General features: G+C 39.0%; 12 protein-coding genes and 1 tRNA gene. 11 read left to right on the top strand and 2 right to left on the bottom strand.

The window, feature by feature from the left end:
* Positions 1 to 40 precede the first annotated feature (40 nt).
* From JWP71_RS00500 to JWP71_RS00485, 4 genes are all read left to right on the top strand, one after another.
* The gene (locus JWP71_RS00500) at positions 41 to 826 is read left to right on the top strand and encodes a hypothetical protein (protein ID WP_299495864.1); all 786 of its coding nucleotides are present in this window, start codon (positions 41 to 43) and stop codon (positions 824 to 826) included.
* A gap of 32 nt (positions 827 to 858) precedes the next feature.
* A complete protein-coding gene (locus tag JWP71_RS00495) occupies positions 859 to 3,186 on the top strand; it encodes a GH92 family glycosyl hydrolase (protein WP_299495861.1) in 2,328 nt (775 codons plus the stop codon).
* Between the two features lie 293 nt (positions 3,187 to 3,479).
* Positions 3,480 to 4,649, top strand: coding sequence for an aldose epimerase family protein (locus tag JWP71_RS00490; protein ID WP_299495858.1), 1,170 nt, complete (start codon positions 3,480 to 3,482; stop codon positions 4,647 to 4,649).
* A gap of 7 nt (positions 4,650 to 4,656) precedes the next feature.
* Positions 4,657 to 6,261 carry a glycoside hydrolase family 43 protein gene (locus JWP71_RS00485; protein WP_299495856.1) on the top strand — a complete coding sequence of 535 codons (1,605 nt, stop codon included), beginning with the start codon at positions 4,657 to 4,659 and terminating at the stop codon, positions 6,259 to 6,261.
* 57 nt (positions 6,262 to 6,318) lie between these two features.
* Here the strand turns inward: JWP71_RS00485 and JWP71_RS00480 are convergent, their stop codons facing one another.
* Both JWP71_RS00480 and JWP71_RS00475 read right to left on the bottom strand, forming a co-directional pair.
* Positions 6,319 to 9,204, bottom strand: coding sequence for an outer membrane beta-barrel protein (locus JWP71_RS00480; RefSeq protein ID WP_299495854.1), 2,886 nt, complete (start codon positions 9,202 to 9,204; stop codon positions 6,319 to 6,321).
* Between the two features lie 51 nt (positions 9,205 to 9,255).
* On the bottom strand, positions 9,256 to 10,200 hold the full coding sequence (locus tag JWP71_RS00475; RefSeq protein WP_299495852.1) for a hypothetical protein: 945 nt from the start codon (positions 10,198 to 10,200) through the stop codon (positions 9,256 to 9,258).
* A 252-nt stretch (positions 10,201 to 10,452) separates the two neighbouring features.
* On the opposite strand from JWP71_RS00475, the gene JWP71_RS00470 reads away from it, so the two are divergent.
* From JWP71_RS00470 to JWP71_RS00440, 7 genes are all read left to right on the top strand, one after another.
* Positions 10,453 to 10,526, top strand: a tRNA-Pro gene (locus tag JWP71_RS00470).
* A 188-nt stretch (positions 10,527 to 10,714) separates the two neighbouring features.
* Positions 10,715 to 11,302 (top strand): sigma-70 family RNA polymerase sigma factor, encoded by a 588-nt coding sequence (locus JWP71_RS00465; RefSeq protein WP_299495850.1) that lies wholly within the window; start codon positions 10,715 to 10,717, stop codon positions 11,300 to 11,302.
* A gap of 103 nt (positions 11,303 to 11,405) precedes the next feature.
* Positions 11,406 to 12,401: a FecR domain-containing protein gene (locus tag JWP71_RS00460; RefSeq protein WP_299495848.1), complete on the top strand. Its 996-nt coding sequence runs from the start codon at positions 11,406 to 11,408 to the stop codon at positions 12,399 to 12,401.
* Between the two features lie 151 nt (positions 12,402 to 12,552).
* Positions 12,553 to 16,128 (top strand): SusC/RagA family TonB-linked outer membrane protein, encoded by a 3,576-nt coding sequence (locus JWP71_RS00455; protein ID WP_299495846.1) that lies wholly within the window; start codon positions 12,553 to 12,555, stop codon positions 16,126 to 16,128.
* Positions 16,129 to 16,147: 19 nt separating this feature from the next.
* A complete protein-coding gene (locus tag JWP71_RS00450; RefSeq protein WP_299495843.1) occupies positions 16,148 to 17,932 on the top strand; it encodes a RagB/SusD family nutrient uptake outer membrane protein in 1,785 nt (594 codons plus the stop codon).
* Between the two features lie 98 nt (positions 17,933 to 18,030).
* Positions 18,031 to 20,457: a bifunctional YncE family protein/alkaline phosphatase family protein gene (locus JWP71_RS00445; protein WP_299495841.1), complete on the top strand. Its 2,427-nt coding sequence runs from the start codon at positions 18,031 to 18,033 to the stop codon at positions 20,455 to 20,457.
* Between the two features lie 349 nt (positions 20,458 to 20,806).
* Complete coding sequence (locus JWP71_RS00440; protein ID WP_299495838.1) at positions 20,807 to 21,589, top strand: RMD1 family protein; 783 nt, start codon at positions 20,807 to 20,809, stop codon at positions 21,587 to 21,589.
* Positions 21,590 to 21,682: the final 93 nt, after the last annotated feature.

Here is a 21,682-nt window from a genome sequence, read left to right as displayed (position 1 = left end):
CCCTTTTATTAATCGTTTAAATAATAGTTAATCAATTATTATGAATAGATTTTTTGTTTGCGCGCTAATAATTTTATTAAAAATTACACCGGCTGCCCATGCGCAAATCGTAACGCTTGATTATTACTTTAACCACGAAACCCACAAAACCAAAGATGGTGTAAAACGCTTCCATTACTTATGGGACGATGAGCAAAATACAGGCTTTTCTATATGGGGCGCAATTTTTAAAGCAAATGGTTTTGTGTTGGACACGCTGGATAAAGCACCAACTTTGGCAAACCTGCGCAACAGCAGTATTTATATTATTGTTGATCCTGACACTAAAAAGGAAACAGCCAATCCCAACTATATTCAGGCAAATGATGTAGAGCAAATTGCGCTTTGGGTAAAAGCAGGGGGCGTATTGGTTTTAATGGCGAATGACAGTGCCAACGTAGAATTACCGCATTTTAATACCCTGGCCGCAAAGTTTGGCCTTCATTTTAATAACGATTTGCCAAACCATGTTATTGATGATAATCATTTCAAGGATGGCGAAGCCGTGTATGTTGATAACGCGATATTTAAATCAAATCCGAAGATATTTTTGAAAGATGTATGCAGTATTAGTTTAAATGATCCGGCAGCAAAAGCCGTTTTCAAATCGGCTGATGGAGCTTCTGTAATAGCCGCGACCGTAAAGTATGGCAAGGGTGCAGTATTTGCCGTTGGCGACCCGTGGTTGTATAATGAATATGTGAACGGGCGGTTGCCGGCAATATATCAAAACGATATTGCAGCAAGGGAGCTAACCGTATGGCTTAAAAAACAAACGAAAAAATAAACTAACTATAACCAATTATAATAAACCAAAACATGAAACTTTTAATAAAACAAATTGCCTTCAGCATTTTAAGTATTTGCATAATGCTGTTTATCAATTTAAATATTGCAGATGCGCAAAAAAAGGCAAAGTCAGTTCCAGCCTTAACCTCGTTTGTCGACCCTATGATAGGCGCAGGTGGCCACGGTCATGTATTTGTGGGCGCCAGTGTGCCTTTTGGCGCTGTACAGGTTGGTCCGGATAATCATTATAAAGGCTGGGACTGGTGTTCGGGTTATAACTATGCCGATAGCCTGATGATAGGCTTTGCCCAAACCCACCTTAGCGGTACAGGTATTGGTGACCTGGCTGATATATTGATTATGCCTTATACCGGTCGCGTGCGTCTGAGTGAAGGCATAAACGTAGTGAAAACGCCCGCAACTGCCAACATGGTAGTAGTAAACGGAACGGCAGGCGTGGAGCAGGTAACCGACGATTCTTATTCATCACGTTACTCGCATCAATCAGAAAAAGTAAAACCCGGCTATTATTCGGTAAAACTGCTAAATTATGGTGTTGATGTGGAGCTTACCGCAACCGAAAGGGTAGCTTTTCACCGCTACCATTTCCCGGCAGGAAAAGAAGGGCATATTATAATTGATTTGAAAACAGGCATTAACTCTAAATCTTTCGATTGTAATATTAAACAGTTAGATCCATATACATTAGTGGGCCGCCGCAAATCAAAAGGCTGGGCTAAAGACAGGTGGATATTTTTTGCCATCAAATCATCAGTGCCGCTTACCAAGTTCAATGTATATAATGATACCCAATTAATGGAAGGTACAGACGGTACAGCCGATGCAATAAAAGGCTTAATAAGCTTTGATAAGGCGCCATCAACCGTGATGTTAAAGGTTGGTATATCACCTGTTAGTCCGGAGAACGCGTTGGATAATATTAAAGCCGAGATACCCGGCTGGGATTTTGAAAGTGTAGTAAAACAAGCAGATGCCAAATGGAACAAAGAACTATCAACCCTGAGTGTTGAAACCAGGAGCTTATCAGATAAGCGGATATTCTATACCTCTTTATTTCATACGATGATTGATCCGGCTATGTTCAATGACCATAACGGCGACTACCGTGGTACCGATAAAAAAGTATATACAAACGTTCCTTTTACCAACTACTCCATATTTTCTTTGTGGGACACTTATCGTGCGGCAAATCCTCTTTACATTTTAACACAACCTAAAAGAACCGCTGATATGATCAACACCATGCTGGCTATTTATGATCAGCAGGGTAAATTACCTATATGGCACCTGGATGGAAATGAAACGGGCACTATGGTGGGTATAAGCAGCATGCAGGTAATTGCCGAAGCTTACCTGAAAGGCATTAAAGGTTTTGACGCGCAAAGGGCGTATAATGCTATCAAAGGTACGGCCAGTCAGGATTTTAGGGGTCTTAATTATGTGAAAGACTTTAAGTATATACCGTCGGATGCAAAAGGGGGAAAGGCCCCTGTTGCCTCGGCGCTTGAGTATGGGGTTAGCGATGGTAGCACGGCTTTAATGGCAAAACAAATGGGCAAAATGGATGATTACGACTATTTCGCCAAAAGGGCACAGGAGTATAAACAATATTATGATCCTGCGGACGGCTTTTTTAAAGGCAAATTGGCCAATGGCCAGTTTGTAGCTAATTATTCGCCAACCAGTACCAAAAATAACCTTTATTCAGAAGGTAATGGCTGGCAATACCTTTGGCTGGTGCCACAGGATGTAAAAGGGCTGATCTCACTTTTGGGCGGCGATAAGAAATTTAATAATAAGCTTGATAGTCTTTTTGTTGCTAAGGCCCCGGCATCAGAAGGCGTATTAGCTGATCTTACAGGCGAAATAGGCCAGTACGCACATGGCGACGAGCCAAGCCACGCTACAATTTATCTTTATGACTTTAGCGGCGAGCAATGGAAAACCGCAGAAAAATCGCGTTATATCACCAAGAATTTTTATCCTGACAATACCGACGGAATTATTGGTAATGAAGATTGCGGGCAAATGTCGGCTTGGTATGTGTTTTCATCAATGGGCTTTTACCCGGTGTTCCCGGCATCAGGCCAATATGTTATTGGCAGCCCGGTGGTTAACAAAGCAACTATCCAAACTACCTCTGGTAAACCATTTACTGTACAGGCCGTTAATAACAGCGATAAAAACATTTACATTCAAAGCATTAGCCTTAATGGTAAGAATTATAAAAACAGCTTTATCACCCATAAACAAATGATGCAGGGTGGTACAATGATTATGACGATGGGTAGTAAGCCTAATTATAATTTTGGAACGGAAGCGGCTAATCGTCCATAATACGGCTATGGGGTGTTTCACAAAAATATGAAACACATGAAACACTCTTTTGGGTTAACTTATTGATATATAGTAATTTGATAAAATGAGTGAAACACTTTGAAACAGTACAAAAGCTTTAGGTAAAGTAGTGTTAATTGCTTGTAATAAGAATTTTATGCTATTTTATCGATTTTTGCAAATTTAGGGTGAAACACTTTTTTTTTGATGAAACAGAAGAGCAGCATATAGTATTGTTAATGACTTTTAATACAGCCTCCCGGAGGCTAGAATATATTTATTAAGCTTAAATTATGAAACTAAAATCAGCCATCGGCCTGTTGCCTGCTTGTTTGCTATTGCTGGCAGCGTGCAATTCATCAACCCATAAACAAACAGCGGATAGTACTAAAACCAGTAAAACAGATACGCTTTCAAAAACCGCGTTTGATACAACAATTAATAGTAAAAAAACGAGTCTTTATATCCTCAAAAATAAGAACCATTTACAAGCGGCTTTTACCAATTATGGTGGCAGGTTAGTAAGTTTATTGGTGCCCGATAAAAATGGTAAACTAACTGATGTGGTAGTTGGTTTTAAAAGCGTAACCGATTATAAAAACGCTACCGAACCCTATTTTGGTGCTACCATTGGCCGTTACGGTAACCGTATAGCTAAAGGTAAATTCATGCTTGATGGTAAACAGGTTACGCTTACAATTAATAACGGTGTTAACACGCTTCACGGGGGCAAATCAGGCTATCAGAATGTGGTTTTTGATGCGGTACAGCCTGATGAGCATACCTTGCAATTGAGCTATTTATCGCCTGATATGGAAGGCGGCTTCCCCGGGAATGTTAAGGTGAAAGTTACCTACACCCTAAATGATGACAATGAATTACATATGGACTATGAGGCTACTACGGATAAAACTACGGTAGTAAATTTAACTAATCATGCATTTTTTAATTTGAATGGAGAGGGTAGTGGTACCATACTTAATCATGTTGTACAAATAAACGCTGATAAGTACATACCGGTTGATTCTACGTTGATTCCTACCGGAAAATTAGTACTTGTTGCTGGTACGCCCTTTGATTTTAACAAGCCCACTGCTATTGGATTGCGCATCACTCAAAAAAATCAGCAACTAAAAAATGGTAATGGATATGATCATAATTTTGTGTTAACAGGTGCTGCTGCTGATAAGTTTGTAAACGCGGCAACTGTTATAGGCGATAAAAGTGGTGTTATAATGGATATTTATACCCGGGAGCCGGGCCTGCAATTTTACAGCGGTAATTTTATGCAAGGTAAGAACACCTTTAAAGGCGGCGCTAAAGACGATTTTAGAACCGCGTTTGCGATGGAAACCCAGCATTTTCCTGATTCTCCAAATCAGCCATCATTTCCATCAACAACTTTAAAACCGGGACAAGTTTATAAAACATCATCATATTATAAGTTTTCGGTACGTAAATAGTATAACTATGATTGGTGTATCCTCTGTTATTTCAAAAAGTATTTTGGTACTGTTTATCCCTGTTTTACTATGGATAAGCCCTGCGCATCCAATAAAAAAATCAAACAAAGCCAAAATCGATACTACAAAAAATACCTACGCTAATCCGGTAGTACCGGGCGATTTTCCTGACCCATCGGTAATACGCGTAGGCAGTACTTATTATGCTTCGGGTACATCATCAGAGTTTGGACCGCATTTCCCATTATTTGTGTCGAAGGACTTGATCAACTGGAAACAGAAAGGGTATATCTTTAAAAACAAACCCGGCTGGGCCTTGTCATCTTTTTGGGCGCCCGAACTTTTCTATCACAACAAAACCTACTATGTGTATTATGTTGCCAAACGGGCCAGCGATAAAGTTGCCTGCATTGGCGTGGCAACAGCCACCGACCCGGAAAAAGGATTTACAGATCATGGTGTTATTGTTGATTTTGGTACAGAATCAATAGATCCGTTTGTTGTTGAAGACAAGGGGCAACTATACATTATCTGGAAAGCATATGGACTGGATAAGCGCCCAATAGAATTACTGGCAAGCAAAATAACAGCCGACGGTTTAAAAATGGAAGGCAAGCCATTTACTTTATTGCGCGATGACGCGCATAAGTTAATGGAAGGGGCAAGCATGATAAAAAAGGATGGCTATTATTACCTGTTCTATTCGGCAGGTGGCTGTTGTGGCCTACGGTGCAGCTATAATGTAAGGGTAGCAAGGGCAACTGCATTTGAGGGTCCGTACACTTATTTTGAAGGTAATCCTATATTAACGGCTAACGAAAAATGGAAGTGCCCTGGTCATGGCACATTTGCTACAACCCCGGCGGGTAAGTATTATTTTTTATATCATGCCTATAGTGTTAAAGATAATATTTTCACCGGGAGAGAGGGTATGTTGGATGAACTGGCATGGGATGGTAAAACCGGCTGGCCATATTTTAAAAATGGAAACAGTCCGTCTATATATGCCGAAGTCCCTGTAAAAGACACGCGACAGGTTTTACAAAATGGCTTAACTGATAATTTTACCAAATCGGTATTATCTGATTTTTGGCAATGGGATTACAGGCATTCACGGCCAATTATAAAATTTAAAAAGGGCGAATTATGTTTAACAGGAGAAGTTGACTCGGTTAATCATACAGGTATGGCATTAACAGTACGCCCACAATCGGGCACCTATGAATTTATGGCCCGGGTATTAAATACTAATTCATCACTTAAAGGATTAGTGTTGTATGGGGATGTTAATCATGCTATCGGTATCGGTGTAACCGGCAGCACCGTACAACTATGGGAGGTAACACCTAAAGAACGTAAAATATGGAGTACAGCCGATATAAAAGCAGGTGGTTACGTATGGTTTAAAATGACAGTGCAGGACAGAACCAATTTTAAATTTTACTGGAGGCGGGATGCAGGTACATGGAATGAGCTTAATCCTGCAAGTCAACTATACGATGGTAAATCATTACCCGCATGGGACAGGAGCGCCAGGCCGGGGTTACATCAATACGGGAAAACAGATGAACAAGCTTGTTTTTCAAACTTTAAGATCACCTTTACTAAATAGTTTGGTAACTAAGATTTACGAAGTTTATATAAACTTCGTAAATCTGTTTAGCGGCAATTAGTTATAAATAAAACTACCATCTCCTCTGCGTTGCATTGCCCGTCCGTTATGTTGTGGCGAACCGCTCCATTTTTGCAGGTTAAGGCGTAAGCCAACCATGAAATATCTGCTCAGGCTGTTTGACAATGTATTGGTTACCCCGGTTGGTGTTACAGTTTGCTGTATAAACTTGTTTTGATGCAAGATGTCATAAGCATCAAATGTTATTACCAGGTTCTTTCTTTTTAGAAATTCCTTTTGAAAACCCGTATTAATAACCAAAGGGTTTGTTGTGAGGCCGCTTGAACTGGTAACAAAGCTTTTTGTAGCGCTATAGTTTACCTGGAAGGTTTTAATAAAATACATCTTTCCGTCAACGGCTAAAAGGGTTGTTTTATAAACAGTTGGTTTTGCGCCAAGCAGCGTTGTGAAATTTCTGTCAATATCATATCCTACATACGGATTAAATTCGATGTTCTCATTCGGATTTATTCTGGGCCCAAAACGCTCATCAAATCTCCAGTCTGTTTGATGGTATATAGCATCATTACTCATTGCAGGGCTATAACTGTAGGTTATGTTTCCGTTTAACGCGAAATTGTACTCACGATCATCAGATTGTTTGGAAATATTATACCGGCCCACTATGGCGTGTGTCCCGTTCATGTTAATATAATTGGTCTCATTTATATTTTCATAAGTGGTTTTTGTAGGGGTTACAACAAGCGGTACCAGTAATTGAACGGTATTGGTGGTTATCTGGTTATCGACAGAGGTTGCATTTATGCCAAATGATAAATTAAATTTAGAGTTAGCTATATAATCATTAAACTGGGCGTTTATTGAATTGGTAAATGCCGGGCCAAGGTCAGGGTTGCCCACTATTAAATTTTTTGGATTCGAATTATCCGTAAACGGCTGAATTTCCTGGAAAGAGGGGTCGGTATTTGTACCTGAATAAGTTATGGTAAACCTTTCTGTTTGCGACCACGAGTAGGCAAACCTGAATGAAGGTATTACCCGGAAGTAGGAGCGCGTTGTTGATATGTTTTGAAGGGTAGTTTCGTCAACCTTAGTACCATTTAAAACATAAGGTATAGCGGTGGCGCCAAGTGTTAAGTTAACTTTGGTACCGTTATACCGGTAATTAAGCATAATGCGCGATTGCGTGGTTGTATAATTGTAGATATTGTCTCGGGCGGTAAGTTCCTTTAACTGACCGTTAGCCAGTACGGTATCCTGTATAGATTTAGAATTATTGGTAGACTGGTTTATATTTCCGCTGAATTCAATTTGAGAAATGGAGCTAAGTGGCTCTACATAAGTTATTCGGGTGCTGTAAACTGTATTTTTATTGGTTCGGTTGGTTAATACGTTTGCTGTAGAATCTTTTATCACAGTGTTATGCGTACTGTCAGTAAAATTCTTGTAATCCTTATCAGAACCACCATTTGCTACGCTATTGTTTTGAGTAACACTAAATTGCACCGAAAAGTTTCTATGAGGTTTTTTAAACACGTGCACCAAAAGGGCGGTAAGTCCATAATTGGTAGAAGTACTTAAATTGTTTGTTGTACCCGTTTGCAGCAGATGCTCGAAATTTGGAGGGGTAAAATCCTTTACATCATCTTGTGATATGTTGGTTGCAGTAGATGTATTGGTATACCCAAAAGTAGGGTTTATTTGCAAATAGTTGGCGCTGTCCAATTCAACATCCATTTCAAAGCGCACCGTATGGCTTATAGTATTACGCTGACTGGTATTATTATTGGTAAAATTATCCGGGCCAAGGTTGGTATATTGCTGTCCATATTGATTATTTATAGAGTTATTATTATTAAAACTATAGGCATAGCTTGATATAACCTGTACCTTTTTACTCCATTGGTCGCGATAATTGAATGTAGGCGCCCCCGATTGGGTGGTACCCGGGGTGCCACCACTCGCGGCACCCGCGCCAACTCCTGTGCCGCCGCCTCCGCCATTAGTAGCGCCGCCCTGCACACCAGTTGAAGCCACACCGTTTACAGTGTTTCTCATGTTGCCAATTATGCCTAACACCTGGTTGGCATTTATTCGCTCTACAAAAAGCTGTGCATTATATCGGTCATCATTACCTCCTTGTACTATCACCCGGCCCGTAGTGCCTACTGATTTGTCGGCCTTTGTTGTAATATTCAATACTTTTTGCGGGTCACCGTCTTTAACGCCTGTTCTGGCGGCCATGTCGCCATAATCATCAACTACCTGTATTTTGTCAATTATATCAGCCGGTAAATTCTGAATGGCCTGCGCCACGCTACCTCCCGCAAATTCTTTACCGTTGAGTTTGGCTTTCATTACCTGCTGCCCCTGGTGGGTTAATGTACCGTCCGAGCCAACCTCCATACCTTCCATTTTTTTCAGCAGTTCGTCTAAGGTGGCGTTTTCATGAACCTTATAGTCGCTTGCCCTGTATTCAACCGTGTCTGTTTTATAGACTACACTTGGGGTGCCGTTAATTTTCACCTCATTAAGCTCGTTAGTCTTGGTTTTAAGTATTATGGGGTCTAAAACCAATCTTTTTGTGGCATCACTATAACTGAATTTTTTTATAAAAGTTACAGAGCCAATGCTTGATACCGTAATATTAAAAACATTGTATTTTACATTTTTTATGATAAACACCCCGTCCTCGTTAGTAGATGTACGGATGGTATCCATTTTTGATTTTAAGGTTACTAACGCGCCAATAACAGTTTGGCCGCTTTCATCTTTAATAATACCACTTACTTCGCGTGAAGCTACGGGAGGTGGCACTGCTGCTGCCGTACCGGCCCCGCCAACCCTGCGGGCCTGGCTCGACTGGCCGAAAATTTGGCATGACAATACTATAAAAATAGTTAGGGTAAATATTTTCTTCATGTTGTGGGGTTAGGTAAATAACGGGTTGGTTATTGGTGTTTAGCTGTTGTATTATTGTTTTGCTAAGGTATATTTCCCCCAAAAATCGGTTGGCGCAGCTAGTTCCTGGAAATCTATATTGTTTCTCCCGCCATTGCCGCCACCGCCTCCATTACCGCCGCCGCCATTACCGCCACGACCACCACCATTTCCTCCACGACCACCACCGCCGCCGCCAAATCCGCCGCCACCACCACCAAATCCGCCGGCTGCATTACCGCCAGCGTTGCCCCGGTCGGCACCAGGCGTACCATCATTGTTTCTTGGTGCTATTTGTATGCCATTAAGCTTCAAATTATAAGCAAATTCCCTGGGCGCATCTGCCGAAAGTTCTAACACCTTAAGCGGTACAGCCATTTCGTAAGTGAAATTTCCCTGGGCATCATAACCAATGGAGGCTTTTATGCTGTATTCGTTATAAATAGAAATAAGTGAATCTGTAATATCTTTAAATCCAAAAACTTTTATCTCTTTGCTTGCAGCAATAAATTGTTGGTGCTGTAAATCTGCAGCCGCTTTAATGGCCGAGTCTGACAGTGCTACTCCGCCATTTCTGCCGCCACCAAATCCACCGCCTCCTCTTTGTCCGCGCTGCCCACGGCCATTTGCCCTGTTTACTACCGGATAAGTAAGAATGAATGCGTCTTTATCTTTTTTCTTATCAGCAGTGTTAATAGTAAAGGTTATACCGCCTGCTGCAATTTTAGCCTTGTTAGTAGCATCTGTTGATTGTATTACCAGGTAAAGATATTTTGCATCATTAGCCATTGTGTAATACAGTTTGGTGCTTTTATTATAGGCCTGAAAATCATTTTTCCATTCGCTAAGGTTACCATCAACTTTAACTGCAGTAGCAGCCCATAAACTGTTAGTTTGTACTTCTTTTAATTTTGATTGAGCAAATGTTTTTGCAAAACAAAACACCATTATAATGGCCAGGGGAAGATATTTTTTCATTTTATTTAGAATTAGTTTTTGGCGATATTGGTTATTGACTGTGAAATTACGTGGAAGTTTAACAAAAATTTTAATGTCATATAATTGTTGCTTAAATATCATGTGATTGTTGCACAATGAGTTAGATTATGCATTGTAACTTATGGGCTGCAGGGTTTATTCACAGCCTTAAAACAAGAAAAAAAGCATCTATAAAGTTCTTTAAAAAATATTTGCAACAGTAATTTTAAAGCTTACCTTTGCAATCCCAATCGGGATGTAGCGTAGCCCGGTATCGCGCCACATTTGGGATGTGGAGGCCGCAGGTTCGAATCCTGCCATCCCGACACCAGCGATACCACTAGTATCAGAACCCTCTAAATTGTAAGATTTAGAGGGTTTTTTTTATGATTATTTCAATAATTTCCCTCCAGATTTTCGGACCGATCCCGGAAAATTATATCCACTAATTTTCTTTTTCATTGGTAGAACATTTAACATCTGATTTACATTGCACCCTTATCTTTGCAGTGCTATGATTAGAAGTTTGACGGACGAGGAATTATTGAGGAGGATTCAAATGGATGACCAGCAAGCCTTTTCGGTTATAGTTTACCGGTATAATATCAGGCTTTACAAGATTGTGCAAAGCCGGGTGCGGATGGAAGACGATGCAAAGGATATTATACAGGAAATATTTATTTCCCTTTGGAATAACCGTCACCAGATCCAGTCTGCAACCTTATATCCATATCTGTCCAAATCTGCGTTTTATGCCATTATCGACTGGCAAATACTTCATAAGAAGAATATATCCAGGCACCATTTATTGCTTGAAAAAGACGAGCCGTCTGTGTTTCCTATTGAAAATCAAGTAATTGCAAATGAGCTAAGACAGGAGCTGATGGAGGAAGTAGAAAAAATGCCTGACACAACCAGAACAGTTTTTCGTATGAGCCGGATTGATCAAAAATCGGTAAAGGAAATAGCTGTGGTCCTGAATTTATCTGAACAGACGGTGAAAAACAATATCTCTATAGCGCTTAAGCAGCTTCGTAAGCGAATGGTTAGCAATAACCTCTCCCTGCTGCTTTTTTGTGTCCTGATCAAAATATTTTGTTAAAGTGCTGATAATTTTCTGATCCTGGCTTCTTAACGAAGGCTTAATATAAACATAGCGATTTGTTAACGGTACGCCCCGGCTCTTTTTCAGACTATACTGATGAATGGATATATCATCAGAAAAGGAAGAGGCTATAGCGCTTCTTCAAAAATATAAAGCCGACCAATGCACTCCGGATGAAACAGCCCGCATCAGGCGGTGGTATAATTCTTTTAAGGCATACGACTTCAATTTCGATGATGTGCAATTGGCTGCAGACGAGGCTGCTCAACAAACGCTGATTAAACTTTTTGGCGAAAACAATACGAAGCAGCCCGGCGATAATAAAAGAAGCCTCGTTTATACCTTATTACGAATTGCCGCTTGTTTAATAGCCGGGTGCATGATTTACTTCATGGTTGGTAAATTTAAAAAATCACAATCCAGCTTAATTACTTATAGCAAATTTAGTACACGGAAAGGCGAGCGAAGAGAAATTCAGCTTTCAGATGGGTCTGTGGTTACGCTTAATGCGGCCTCAACTATTCAAATCGCTTCGGATTTTGGTGTAAAAAAACGAGACGTACTGTTGCAGGGGGAGGCGTTTTTCCAGGTAAGTAAGGATAAAACCCGGCCTTTTATTATTAAAACAGGGAAAATATATACCCGTGTTGTAGGAACATCTTTTAATATCAATGCTTATGCTGATGAAAATTCTGTAAGCATAGCGGTAGCCACGGGCAAGGTTCAGGTTGAAAAAGAAGATGTTGGCGATAAAACACTGATTGGTAAAAATCTTACGCATAATCACCTGCTGGTATATGATCTAAAAAAAGATACTTACCGCCAAACACTGGCTGATGCCGACACGTTGAGCGCCTGGAAGACAAACAAGCTTGTATTTAGTCAAGCTCCTATAACACAGATAGCCCACGTGCTTGAAAGGAACTATAATATATCAGTTGTGCTTATCGGCCAGCCCCGCAAGCCGGGTCTGTATACTGTAACATTTGATAATTATTCACTTGAAAAGCTGTTACCCTTGCTGGCAAACTTGTCTGGGATAACTTATGAGCTAAAAAGGCAGCAACTGACTATAAATATTCAAAATTGCAGATAAGATGCACAGTAACCGTATTTAAAATAATAATATATGTAGAAAGGAACTCAAAAAAAATACAGGAAATGCGCCAACATTTCCTGTACAATAACCTGCCGCTGTAGCAGCCGCAGTAATTCAAAGATTACTGAATCATTAAATATTAACAAAAATGCGAATAAATATTTACAAAAATATAGCCATACCATATACCATTAATTTTCTTTTTAAGTTTATGCGTATTCAATTTATTATCATCCTGTTATTTCAAACTATGTGCATGGCCGGTACCATAAAAGGCCAAACGATGAATGATACCAGGATAAGCTTAAGTGCTCATAATGTTTCTTTAAAGGCCGCTTTTTATGCCATAGAGCAAAAAACGGATTTTTCTCTGGGTTATAACGCGAAGGATGTTAATGCCGACCAAAAGGTGGACATTACTGCCATGGATGAACCTGTACTTGTTATCCTTAAAAAACTCCTTAAAGGTTATAAAGGAAAAATTAGCCAGGTGAATGAACGCAATATTTTTCTGAAAGTAAAGCGAATTGAATCTAACGAAAGTTTTATTGTAGAGGAAAATATCCCGGTAGTTAAAGTAACAGGACAAGTAACTGACGAGATGGGGCAACCGCTACCTGGAGTATTAGTATCCGAAAAAGAAGGTAAAAATTCCACCTCGACAGATAATAACGGAAAATATAGTATCAATGTGCCTGATCATGCAGTGCTTAACTTCCGTTTTATTGGTTACGCTGCACAGGATCAAACTGTGAAGGTAACAGGACAAGAAGTAACCATGAACATATCCATGAAAGTTGCTAATAACGGGCTTAATGAAGTTGTTGTGGTAGGATATGGCACTCAAAAAAAGATAGACCTAACAGGTGCCATATCAACGGTTAGCGGCGAAGTCTTGGCTGACAGGCCCACGCCAAACGTTGCAAGAGGATTAGAAGGGGTAGTTCCTAACTTAAATATTGTGATGACTGATGGTAAGCCCATACGGTCTCCTTCATTTAATATCAGGGGAACTACTTCTATTGGAGGTGGAGGATCGGCATTGGTATTAATTGATGGTGTACCTGGTGATCCGGGCTTGTTAAATCCTAATGATATCGATAACATATCTGTTTTAAAAGATGCCGCATCAAGTGCTATTTATGGAGCAAGAGGTGCTTATGGAGTGGTGCTGATCAATACAAAAAATCCAAAAAAGGAAAAAACCACTATTAATTTTAGTGCCAGTTATACCATTAATCAAAAGACGATAAATCCTTCTGTAGTAAGCAATGGATATGAATGGACAAAGGACTTTGCAGACTCTTACATGGGTTGGTATGACTATCGTTCGCAGCCAACAACAATAAATGGGGTTTTACCTTACAGTCCGTCTTTTTTAGATTCTTTAAAAGCAAGAACCACCAATCCCTCACTGCCACAGGTAACAGTAGATCCCGCTACCGGAAAGTATGTTTATTATGGCAATACCGATTGGTATAAACAATTATATAGACAGTCAATGCCTGCAACAGATTATTCATTAAATATTGCAAGCAGCACTAAAAATACCAGCTTCTATATATCTGGCCGCGCTTATAATCAAAAAGGAATATATACCTATAATCCTGATGACTTTAGCCGGTATAATCTTCGTATGAAAGGTACTATAAATATGACGCCCTGGTTAACCCTGTCAGATAACCTGGATTTTAATTCTTATAAGTATTTCTATCCTCTTACAAATGGCAACGCACCAGTTACAAGATACCTGGATATTGCTGCATCTCCGGTGGGGGTAATGTACAACCCCGATGGGTCGTTAACTCCGTCATCTTATCTGGCAGTTGGTGATTTAGCTACAGGAAACAATAATTCCAACACCAACCAATTGTATATAAGAAATACGGTATCATTAAATGCGGATGTAATTAAAAATTATTTAAACGTTAAGGCTGATTTTTCTTACGCATACACGAATTATAACGTATTGTCACAATTTTACCCTGTGAGCTACAGCGCAGGCCCTGGTCTTTCTGGCACTAGCGTAAATAATTATTTGAATAATTCCGGTTCAATTACTAATTATTGGGCTACTAACGTTTACGCAGAGGGAAAAAAGAATTTTGGAAAACATTCATTTAAACTCCTTGCGGGAACAAATATTGAAGACAATAAAATAAATACAAATAGTTACCAGAGAGACGGGTTGATAGATCCTTCATTACCTAATTTCAATTTATTAAACGGAACAAACTATACCATTACAGGGGGTGGTAACGAGTGGACCATTGCCGGTTTTTTTGCGAGGTTAAACTATAATTTTGACGAGAAATATTTATTTGAAGTAAATGGAAGATATGACGGCTCATCAAAGTTTCCGTCCTATTCTCAATTCGGATTTTTCCCTTCTGTTTCTGCAGGTTGGGTAATGTCTAAAGAGCATTTCATGTCGTTTGCATCAAGCTGGTTGGATAATTTCAAGTTCAGAGCTTCCTACGGCAGCTTAGGAAATGGTAATATTAATCCTTATCAGTTTATTCCTCAAATGGCTGTAGCTCAATCAACTTCAACAAGTATCAATGGCGCTTATCCCACTTATACAAAAAATCCTAATGTTTTACCTACAAACTTAACCTGGGAAACTTCAACTACTATTGATGGTGGATTAGATTTTTCTATGTTAAACGATAGGTTAACAGGATCTTTTGACTATTATTCAAGGGCCACTACCGGAATGTTTACGCCTAGTCAGCCCTTGCCGGCAACCTTTGGTGCAGCGGTTCCTAATGGCAATTTTTCTAATCTAAGAACTAACGGCTGGGACCTTTCTTTAAATTGGAGCGATCATATTTCAAAATCAGTAAGTTATTCAGTAGGGATTGTTTTGTCTAATTATACTTCAACTATTACGCAGTACAACAATCCAAATGGGATTCTTCCTTATGGCGGCGTGAACACCTACTATAAAGGCGAAAAAGTTGGAGAAATTTGGGGATTTACCACCCAGGGTTTGTATACTGCTGCGCAGCTTGCGGCGCCTCATCCAAATCAAACATCTTATATCAATGTTTCTAACTCCAATATTCCATTACCAGGAGATATTATGTTCAAAGATTTGAATGGAGACAATGCAATTAATATAGGTAAGGGTACTTTAGCAAATCACGGCGATTTGAGCGTTATTGGAAATTCAACACCGAAACTTCCTTATGGCGTTAATCTTGGTTTAACTGTTAAAAATTTCTCATTTAGTGCTTTCCTTCAGGGAGTTAGTCATCTAGACTGGTGGCCGGGAACAGATGCGGGCCTGTTTTGGGGGCAATACAACCGCCCTTACGGATCGATACCTTCTAATATGATGGCAAATGTATGGTCTGATAGTAATCCTAATGCCTATTGGCCAAGATACAGGGGATATGTTGCTTTAAGTGGTACAAGGGAATTAGCTGTAGTACAAACCAGGTATTTGCAAAATGCTGCTTACCTAAGATTGAAAAACATCAACCTTACTTACAATATCCCTCAAAGCTTGGTATCAAAATTAAAAATAACCAACGCGAAAATTTTCTTCACCGGTCAAAATCTTTTAACCTTTACTCCATTGAGCAAGTACGCCTCGAATTTCGATCCGGAAGTGATTTATGGTTCAGACCCCGAGGTTAATCCCGGCGTTAATATCGGTAACGGGTACTCTTATCCAATGTTAAAGTCTTATTCTTTAGGTATCAATTTAACTTTTTAGATCTTTTAAAAAAATATATATGAAAAAGTTCATTTTATTTTTCACCATCCTTTCTATCCTCGGGTTTACGAGTTGTAAAAAATTTTTAAATGAACAGCCGTTCTCTAATCTAACTCCCCCGCAGGTATTTCAAAACAGTGGTGATTTGGCACTATACGTAAATTCTTTTTACGTAGATCAGGTTCCTTCCGCTGCAACTCTTGCCACTGCAGATAATACTTCTGATTATATTACCGGCAACACCATTCCTCCCCTTATGGCTGCATCTACTAATGCAAATAATCCTGTGGCTGATCCTGCTACTAATGGAAATAATGCCGGAGGGTGGTCATGGACAATTTTAAGGAACATTAATTATTTTTTGGACAACAACACGAGTAGTAAAATACCTGTAGGTGTTAGAAATAGTTACAATGGTACAGCAAAATATTTTAGAGCTTTATTTTATTTCAAAATGCTTAAGCAATATGGTGATGTACCCTGGTACAGTCATGCAGCTTCCCCAGGAGACAGTAGTTTGTATAAGCCAAGAGATCCGCGAACTTTAGTAGCAGATTCTATTGTAGCTGATTTGAATTTTGCCATTAATAACTTAACGGCAACAAAAGATCCAAGCAGTACAACCATTACCAAGTGGGTTGCTTTGGCCCTTAAATCAAGATTTTGCTTGTTTGAAGGTACTTTTAGAAAGTACCATACGGAATTAAATTTAACTTCGACAGCTTCTGTTTTTTTAAGTGCATCATTAGATGCATCGAATCAAATTATAGCTTCGGGTAATTACAAGTTACACAACACCGGTAACCCTTTATCAGATTACAGAGTGCTGTTCACAACTCAAGCACCCTGGAGTGATGAAGTTTTGCAGGCTTCTGCTTACAGCAGTACATTAAAATTGTATAGTTCATTAAACTCGCTTTTTACAAGTCCAACCCTGGGCTTCAGAAGCAGTTTAAACAAGCAGTTTGTTGACTGTTATTTAAATGCAGATGGAAGCAGGTTCACTGATAAAGGCAGCTTTGATACGATTTCGTTTGTAAATGAAATGAAGAACAGAGATCCCAGATTACAACAAACCATCCGTTGCAATGGCTATAAAAGAGCAGACGGCTCGGCAGCTCCTCCAGACTTTTCTTATACTTACACCGGGTATGATATTTTAAAATTCACACTCGATGATAAAACTTTGGATTATAGTTCATTAAATAATAACTCCATTCCTATATTCCGTTATGCAGAAATTCTTTTAAATTATGCAGAAGCAAAAGCAGAGTTGGGCCAGTTTACCAATTCAGACTGGGTTGCCACAATACAGCAAATAAGACAAAGAGCCGGCATTACTAATTCGCCTTATCCAACAATAGCAGATCCTTATTTAACTTCCACTTATTTTCAAAATATATCAGACCCGGTATTATTAGAAATAAGAAGAGAACGGGGAGTAGAACTTTTTTGCGAAGGATTGAGATTTGATGACATTAAAAGATGGAAAACAGGACAGATGATGTCTTTGCCTTATCTGGGTATATATGTTCCTAAAATGAACACAAATTATGCTACAAACGGAGATGGGGTTTTGAATGTTAACTTTGTTTCAACAGTACCTACACCTACAGTAAAAGGAGTGTTTTATTATCTGGTTCCGGTTACTTCGGCAAATCTTACAAATGGCACCACTGGTAACATTCATTGGCTGCCAAACTATGATGCACAGAGACAGTGGAATGATAAATATTATTATTATCCCATTCCAACAACAGAATTGGTATTAAATCCAAAATTAAAGCAAAATCCTGGTTGGTAAACTCAATTGCAATTTAAAAATCTCTTAAGCAATATGCATCATACGTGTTTTCGTGTGATGCATTTGTTGAAACTCAAATAAATTAACTTAATACTACCATGAAAAAAAAACTTTTTATTGCATTTGCAATGCTTGTTTCGTTCAAAGCAGGCGCGCAAAGCTTAGCTGACATAGAGAAGCAAAGAATCATGTTGCCAAATGGATGGGGCATAACAAAAGTTGGCGAAAGCTTACCCCTGGGCGATCTGCCTTTAAATATTGCTGTCAGCAAGCAGAAAAAATATATGGCTGTAACCAATAACGGGCAAAGTGAACAGTCTATCCAATTAATAGATGTTGCTTCGGGAAAGCTTGCAGATGAAGTTACTATCCCCAAATCATGGGGCGGGATAGTATTCAGCGCTGACGAAAAAAGCCTTTATGCATCAGGCGGGAACGACAACTGGATCTTAAAATACACTATACAAAACAATAAGCTGGTTACGGCAGATACGATTAAATTAGGAATCCCCTGGCCCAATAAAATTTCGCCGACAGGAATTGAACTTGATGATAGCAGGCAAATATTATATGTAGTAACCAAGGAAAACAATTCGCTATATGTTATTGATCTGCAAACCAAAAAAGTTCTGCAGCAATTGCCATTAGGAGCTGAAGGGTATACCTGTATGCTTTCGCCTGATAGAAATGAGCTGTATGTAAGCGTTTGGGGAGGTGATAAAATATTAATTTACGATACTAATAAAAACAAATTTATTGATAGTGTTAAGGTAGGAGATAACCCCAATGATATTTGTCTTACCCATAACGGAAAATACTTGTTTGTAGCCAACGCTAATGATAATACGGTTTCTGTAATTGACATAAAAAAAAGAAAGGTACTGGAAACATTAAACGCGGCTTTATATTCAAGTGTGCTTAGCGGGTCAACAACTAATGGTTTAGCCTTATCATCAAACGAAAAACAACTATATATTGCTAATGCTGATAATAATTGCCTGGCCGTATTTGATGTTAGCAAACCCGGTTTCAGTAAGTCTATGGGTTTTATTCCTACAGGTTGGTATCCTACTTGTGTTAGGGTAATTAATAAGAAAATTTATGTATCAAATGGGAAAGGGTTTTCTTCAATGGCTAATCCACATGGCCCTAATCCTGCCAGCAAAAAGCAAACCGTGGTATTACATAGAGCGACAGAGAGTCCGGTTCCCGTACAATATATAGGCGGTTTATTTAAGGGCACATTAAGTATTATTGATGTTCCGTCAACGCAATTATTATCAATTTATTCGCAGGCTGTATATCATAATACTCCTTATAGCAAAGCAAAAGAGCTTGTGGTATCAGGCGAAGAAGCAGGAAATCCAATACCTAATAAGGTTGGTGCGCCTTCACCTATTAAATATGTATTCTATATTATAAAGGAAAACCGCACTTATGACCAGGTTTTAGGCGATGTTAAGGAAGCCAACGGAGATACCAGCCTGGTATTATTTGGTGAGAAAGTAACTCCTAATCAACATGCTTTAGCCCACGAATTTGTTACGCTGGATAATTTTTATGTGGATGGAGAGGTTAGTTCTGACGGGCATAACTGGAGCATGGGTGCTTATGCAACAGATTTTTTGGAAAAAACCTGGCCCACCATGTACGGCAGGAGAGGCGGAACTGAGGCATCTTCTGGATATAATGCTACCGCAAACAACAAAGACGGCTATATCTGGGATCAAGCCAGCAGATCGGGAGTGAGTTACAGAACCTACGGAGAATTTGCCAATAATGGCAAAGCTAACATACCCGTGTTAAAAAACCATTTCTGTACCTATTACCCCACTCTTAATTTTCGTGTGAGAGATACAACAAGGATAAATTTCTGGATGAAAGAGTTTGATTCATTGATTGTTGCACACGCTGTGCCTCATTTAAATACTATCAGATTAAGCAACAATCATACAGAAGGGACCGCTACGGGCAGGCCTACTCCTTTTGCTCACGTTGCAGATAATGACCTGGCTGTTGGTATGTTTTTAAATCATTTAAGCAAAAGCCCTATCTGGAACGAAAGCGCTGTATTTATTGTTGAAGATGATGCTCAAAATGGCCCGGATCATGTTGACGCTCACCGTAGCCCTGCGTTTGTTGCCGGTGGGTTTGTAAAAAGGGGGTTTGTTGACCATACGATGTATTCAACTTCATCAGTGCTGCGCACTATTGAACTTATTTTAGGTATGCCACCCTTAACCCAGTATGATGCCGCCGCAACGCCTATGTGGCGCTGTTTTACCAATAAGGCAGAGAGCAGTACTTTTATTGTGAGACCAAATAAGGTAAATCTGAATGACAAAAATGTGGTACAAAATAAATTCAGCGCGATATCGAACAAGCTTGATTTTTCGAAGGAAGATCTTGCGCCGGATCAAGTATTAAACGAAATTATCTGGAAAGCTGTTAAGGGTGAAAATTCACAGTTACCCAGCCCAACCAGAGCTGCATTTTTTAAAGAAACAAAAACTGACAAGGATTAAGTGAGATCTCATCACTATCCGAATAAATCAAATAAAAAGACGACCACTCACTCGGTGGGCAGCAATACCTGGTCGTTATCAGGCGTAACATTTACCGGTAGCAATACCTGAAAATAAAAATAACCGATGCGGCGGGTAAATCACCACAGTGAGCTATCGGAAAACCTCTTCAAAGAAATTTGGAGAGGTTTTTTAATTTAATAACGATATTTGATAAAAACCGCTATACATTGTGTCATAAAGTATTTGCGTAGTTTTAATATAAAAATGTTTATATACCCTTTCCATTTACTATTCAATGCTATTAATTTATAAGCGGTAAGTTTAATGAGTTAAGAATAACAAATATATGTTACAACAGGTTTTATCATATCAGATAGCTGACAGTATTGATATAAAAATGTTCAAATCTGCCTTTAAGTCTGATTTGTATTTTAGCGATACTGATGAATTATTTTATATAATAGATGAAGGCCAATATATTTATGTTTTTAAATACGGGGTTGTTTGTTTTTTAAACTATGATGCGGTCAAGATATCTGAATTTTTAAGGTTAATATCCTCTTATTGCAAAAACAAATTTGACCAAAGTTTTGAAGAGGAATTTAAGATACAAACGAACTCGGTTAAAAACAAAATAGGTTTCAATTCAATAGAGATCATAGGAGAAGATATTGAAGTGTTGCGTTTAATAATGCTGAATGTTTCACAATCAGTCGCACTTGATTATTATCATGAGCAAACGACTAAACTGATGGAGGAAACAAATTATCATACCCAGATACTGGAAACCAGGGGTCGACTTGATCTATCAGGTATAAACCTAAAAAAATATATAGGCAGAACACTGGTATTAAAAAACCGAATAGCTGAAAACCTCTATATTTTTGATTCTCCTCCCGAAACATGGGAAGATGAAAATCTAAATAAAATCCACAACGATCTTAAACGGACCTTTGACTTGAAGGAAAGGTTTAGGAATATACAGGAAGGGTTAAATATTATTAAAGATAACTACGAACTTTTTAAGGACCTGTTGCAATATCGAAACAGCTACAGGCTCGAATTAGTGATCATTATCCTGATCCTTGTGGAAGTGCTGAATATTTTCGCTCAAAAAATATTTAATTGAATTTAACGGGAAAAGATCAGATACATGATTTTTAAAAAAAATCGCTGATCAATTTTGATTCAGCCCGTTTATAAAAGGGGCTCCATAGCTTTA

The organism is Mucilaginibacter sp. (assembly GCF_028287845.1).
Taxonomy (GTDB): domain Bacteria; phylum Bacteroidota; class Bacteroidia; order Sphingobacteriales; family Sphingobacteriaceae; genus Mucilaginibacter.
This window is presented reverse-complemented; position numbering and strand designations above follow the sequence as displayed.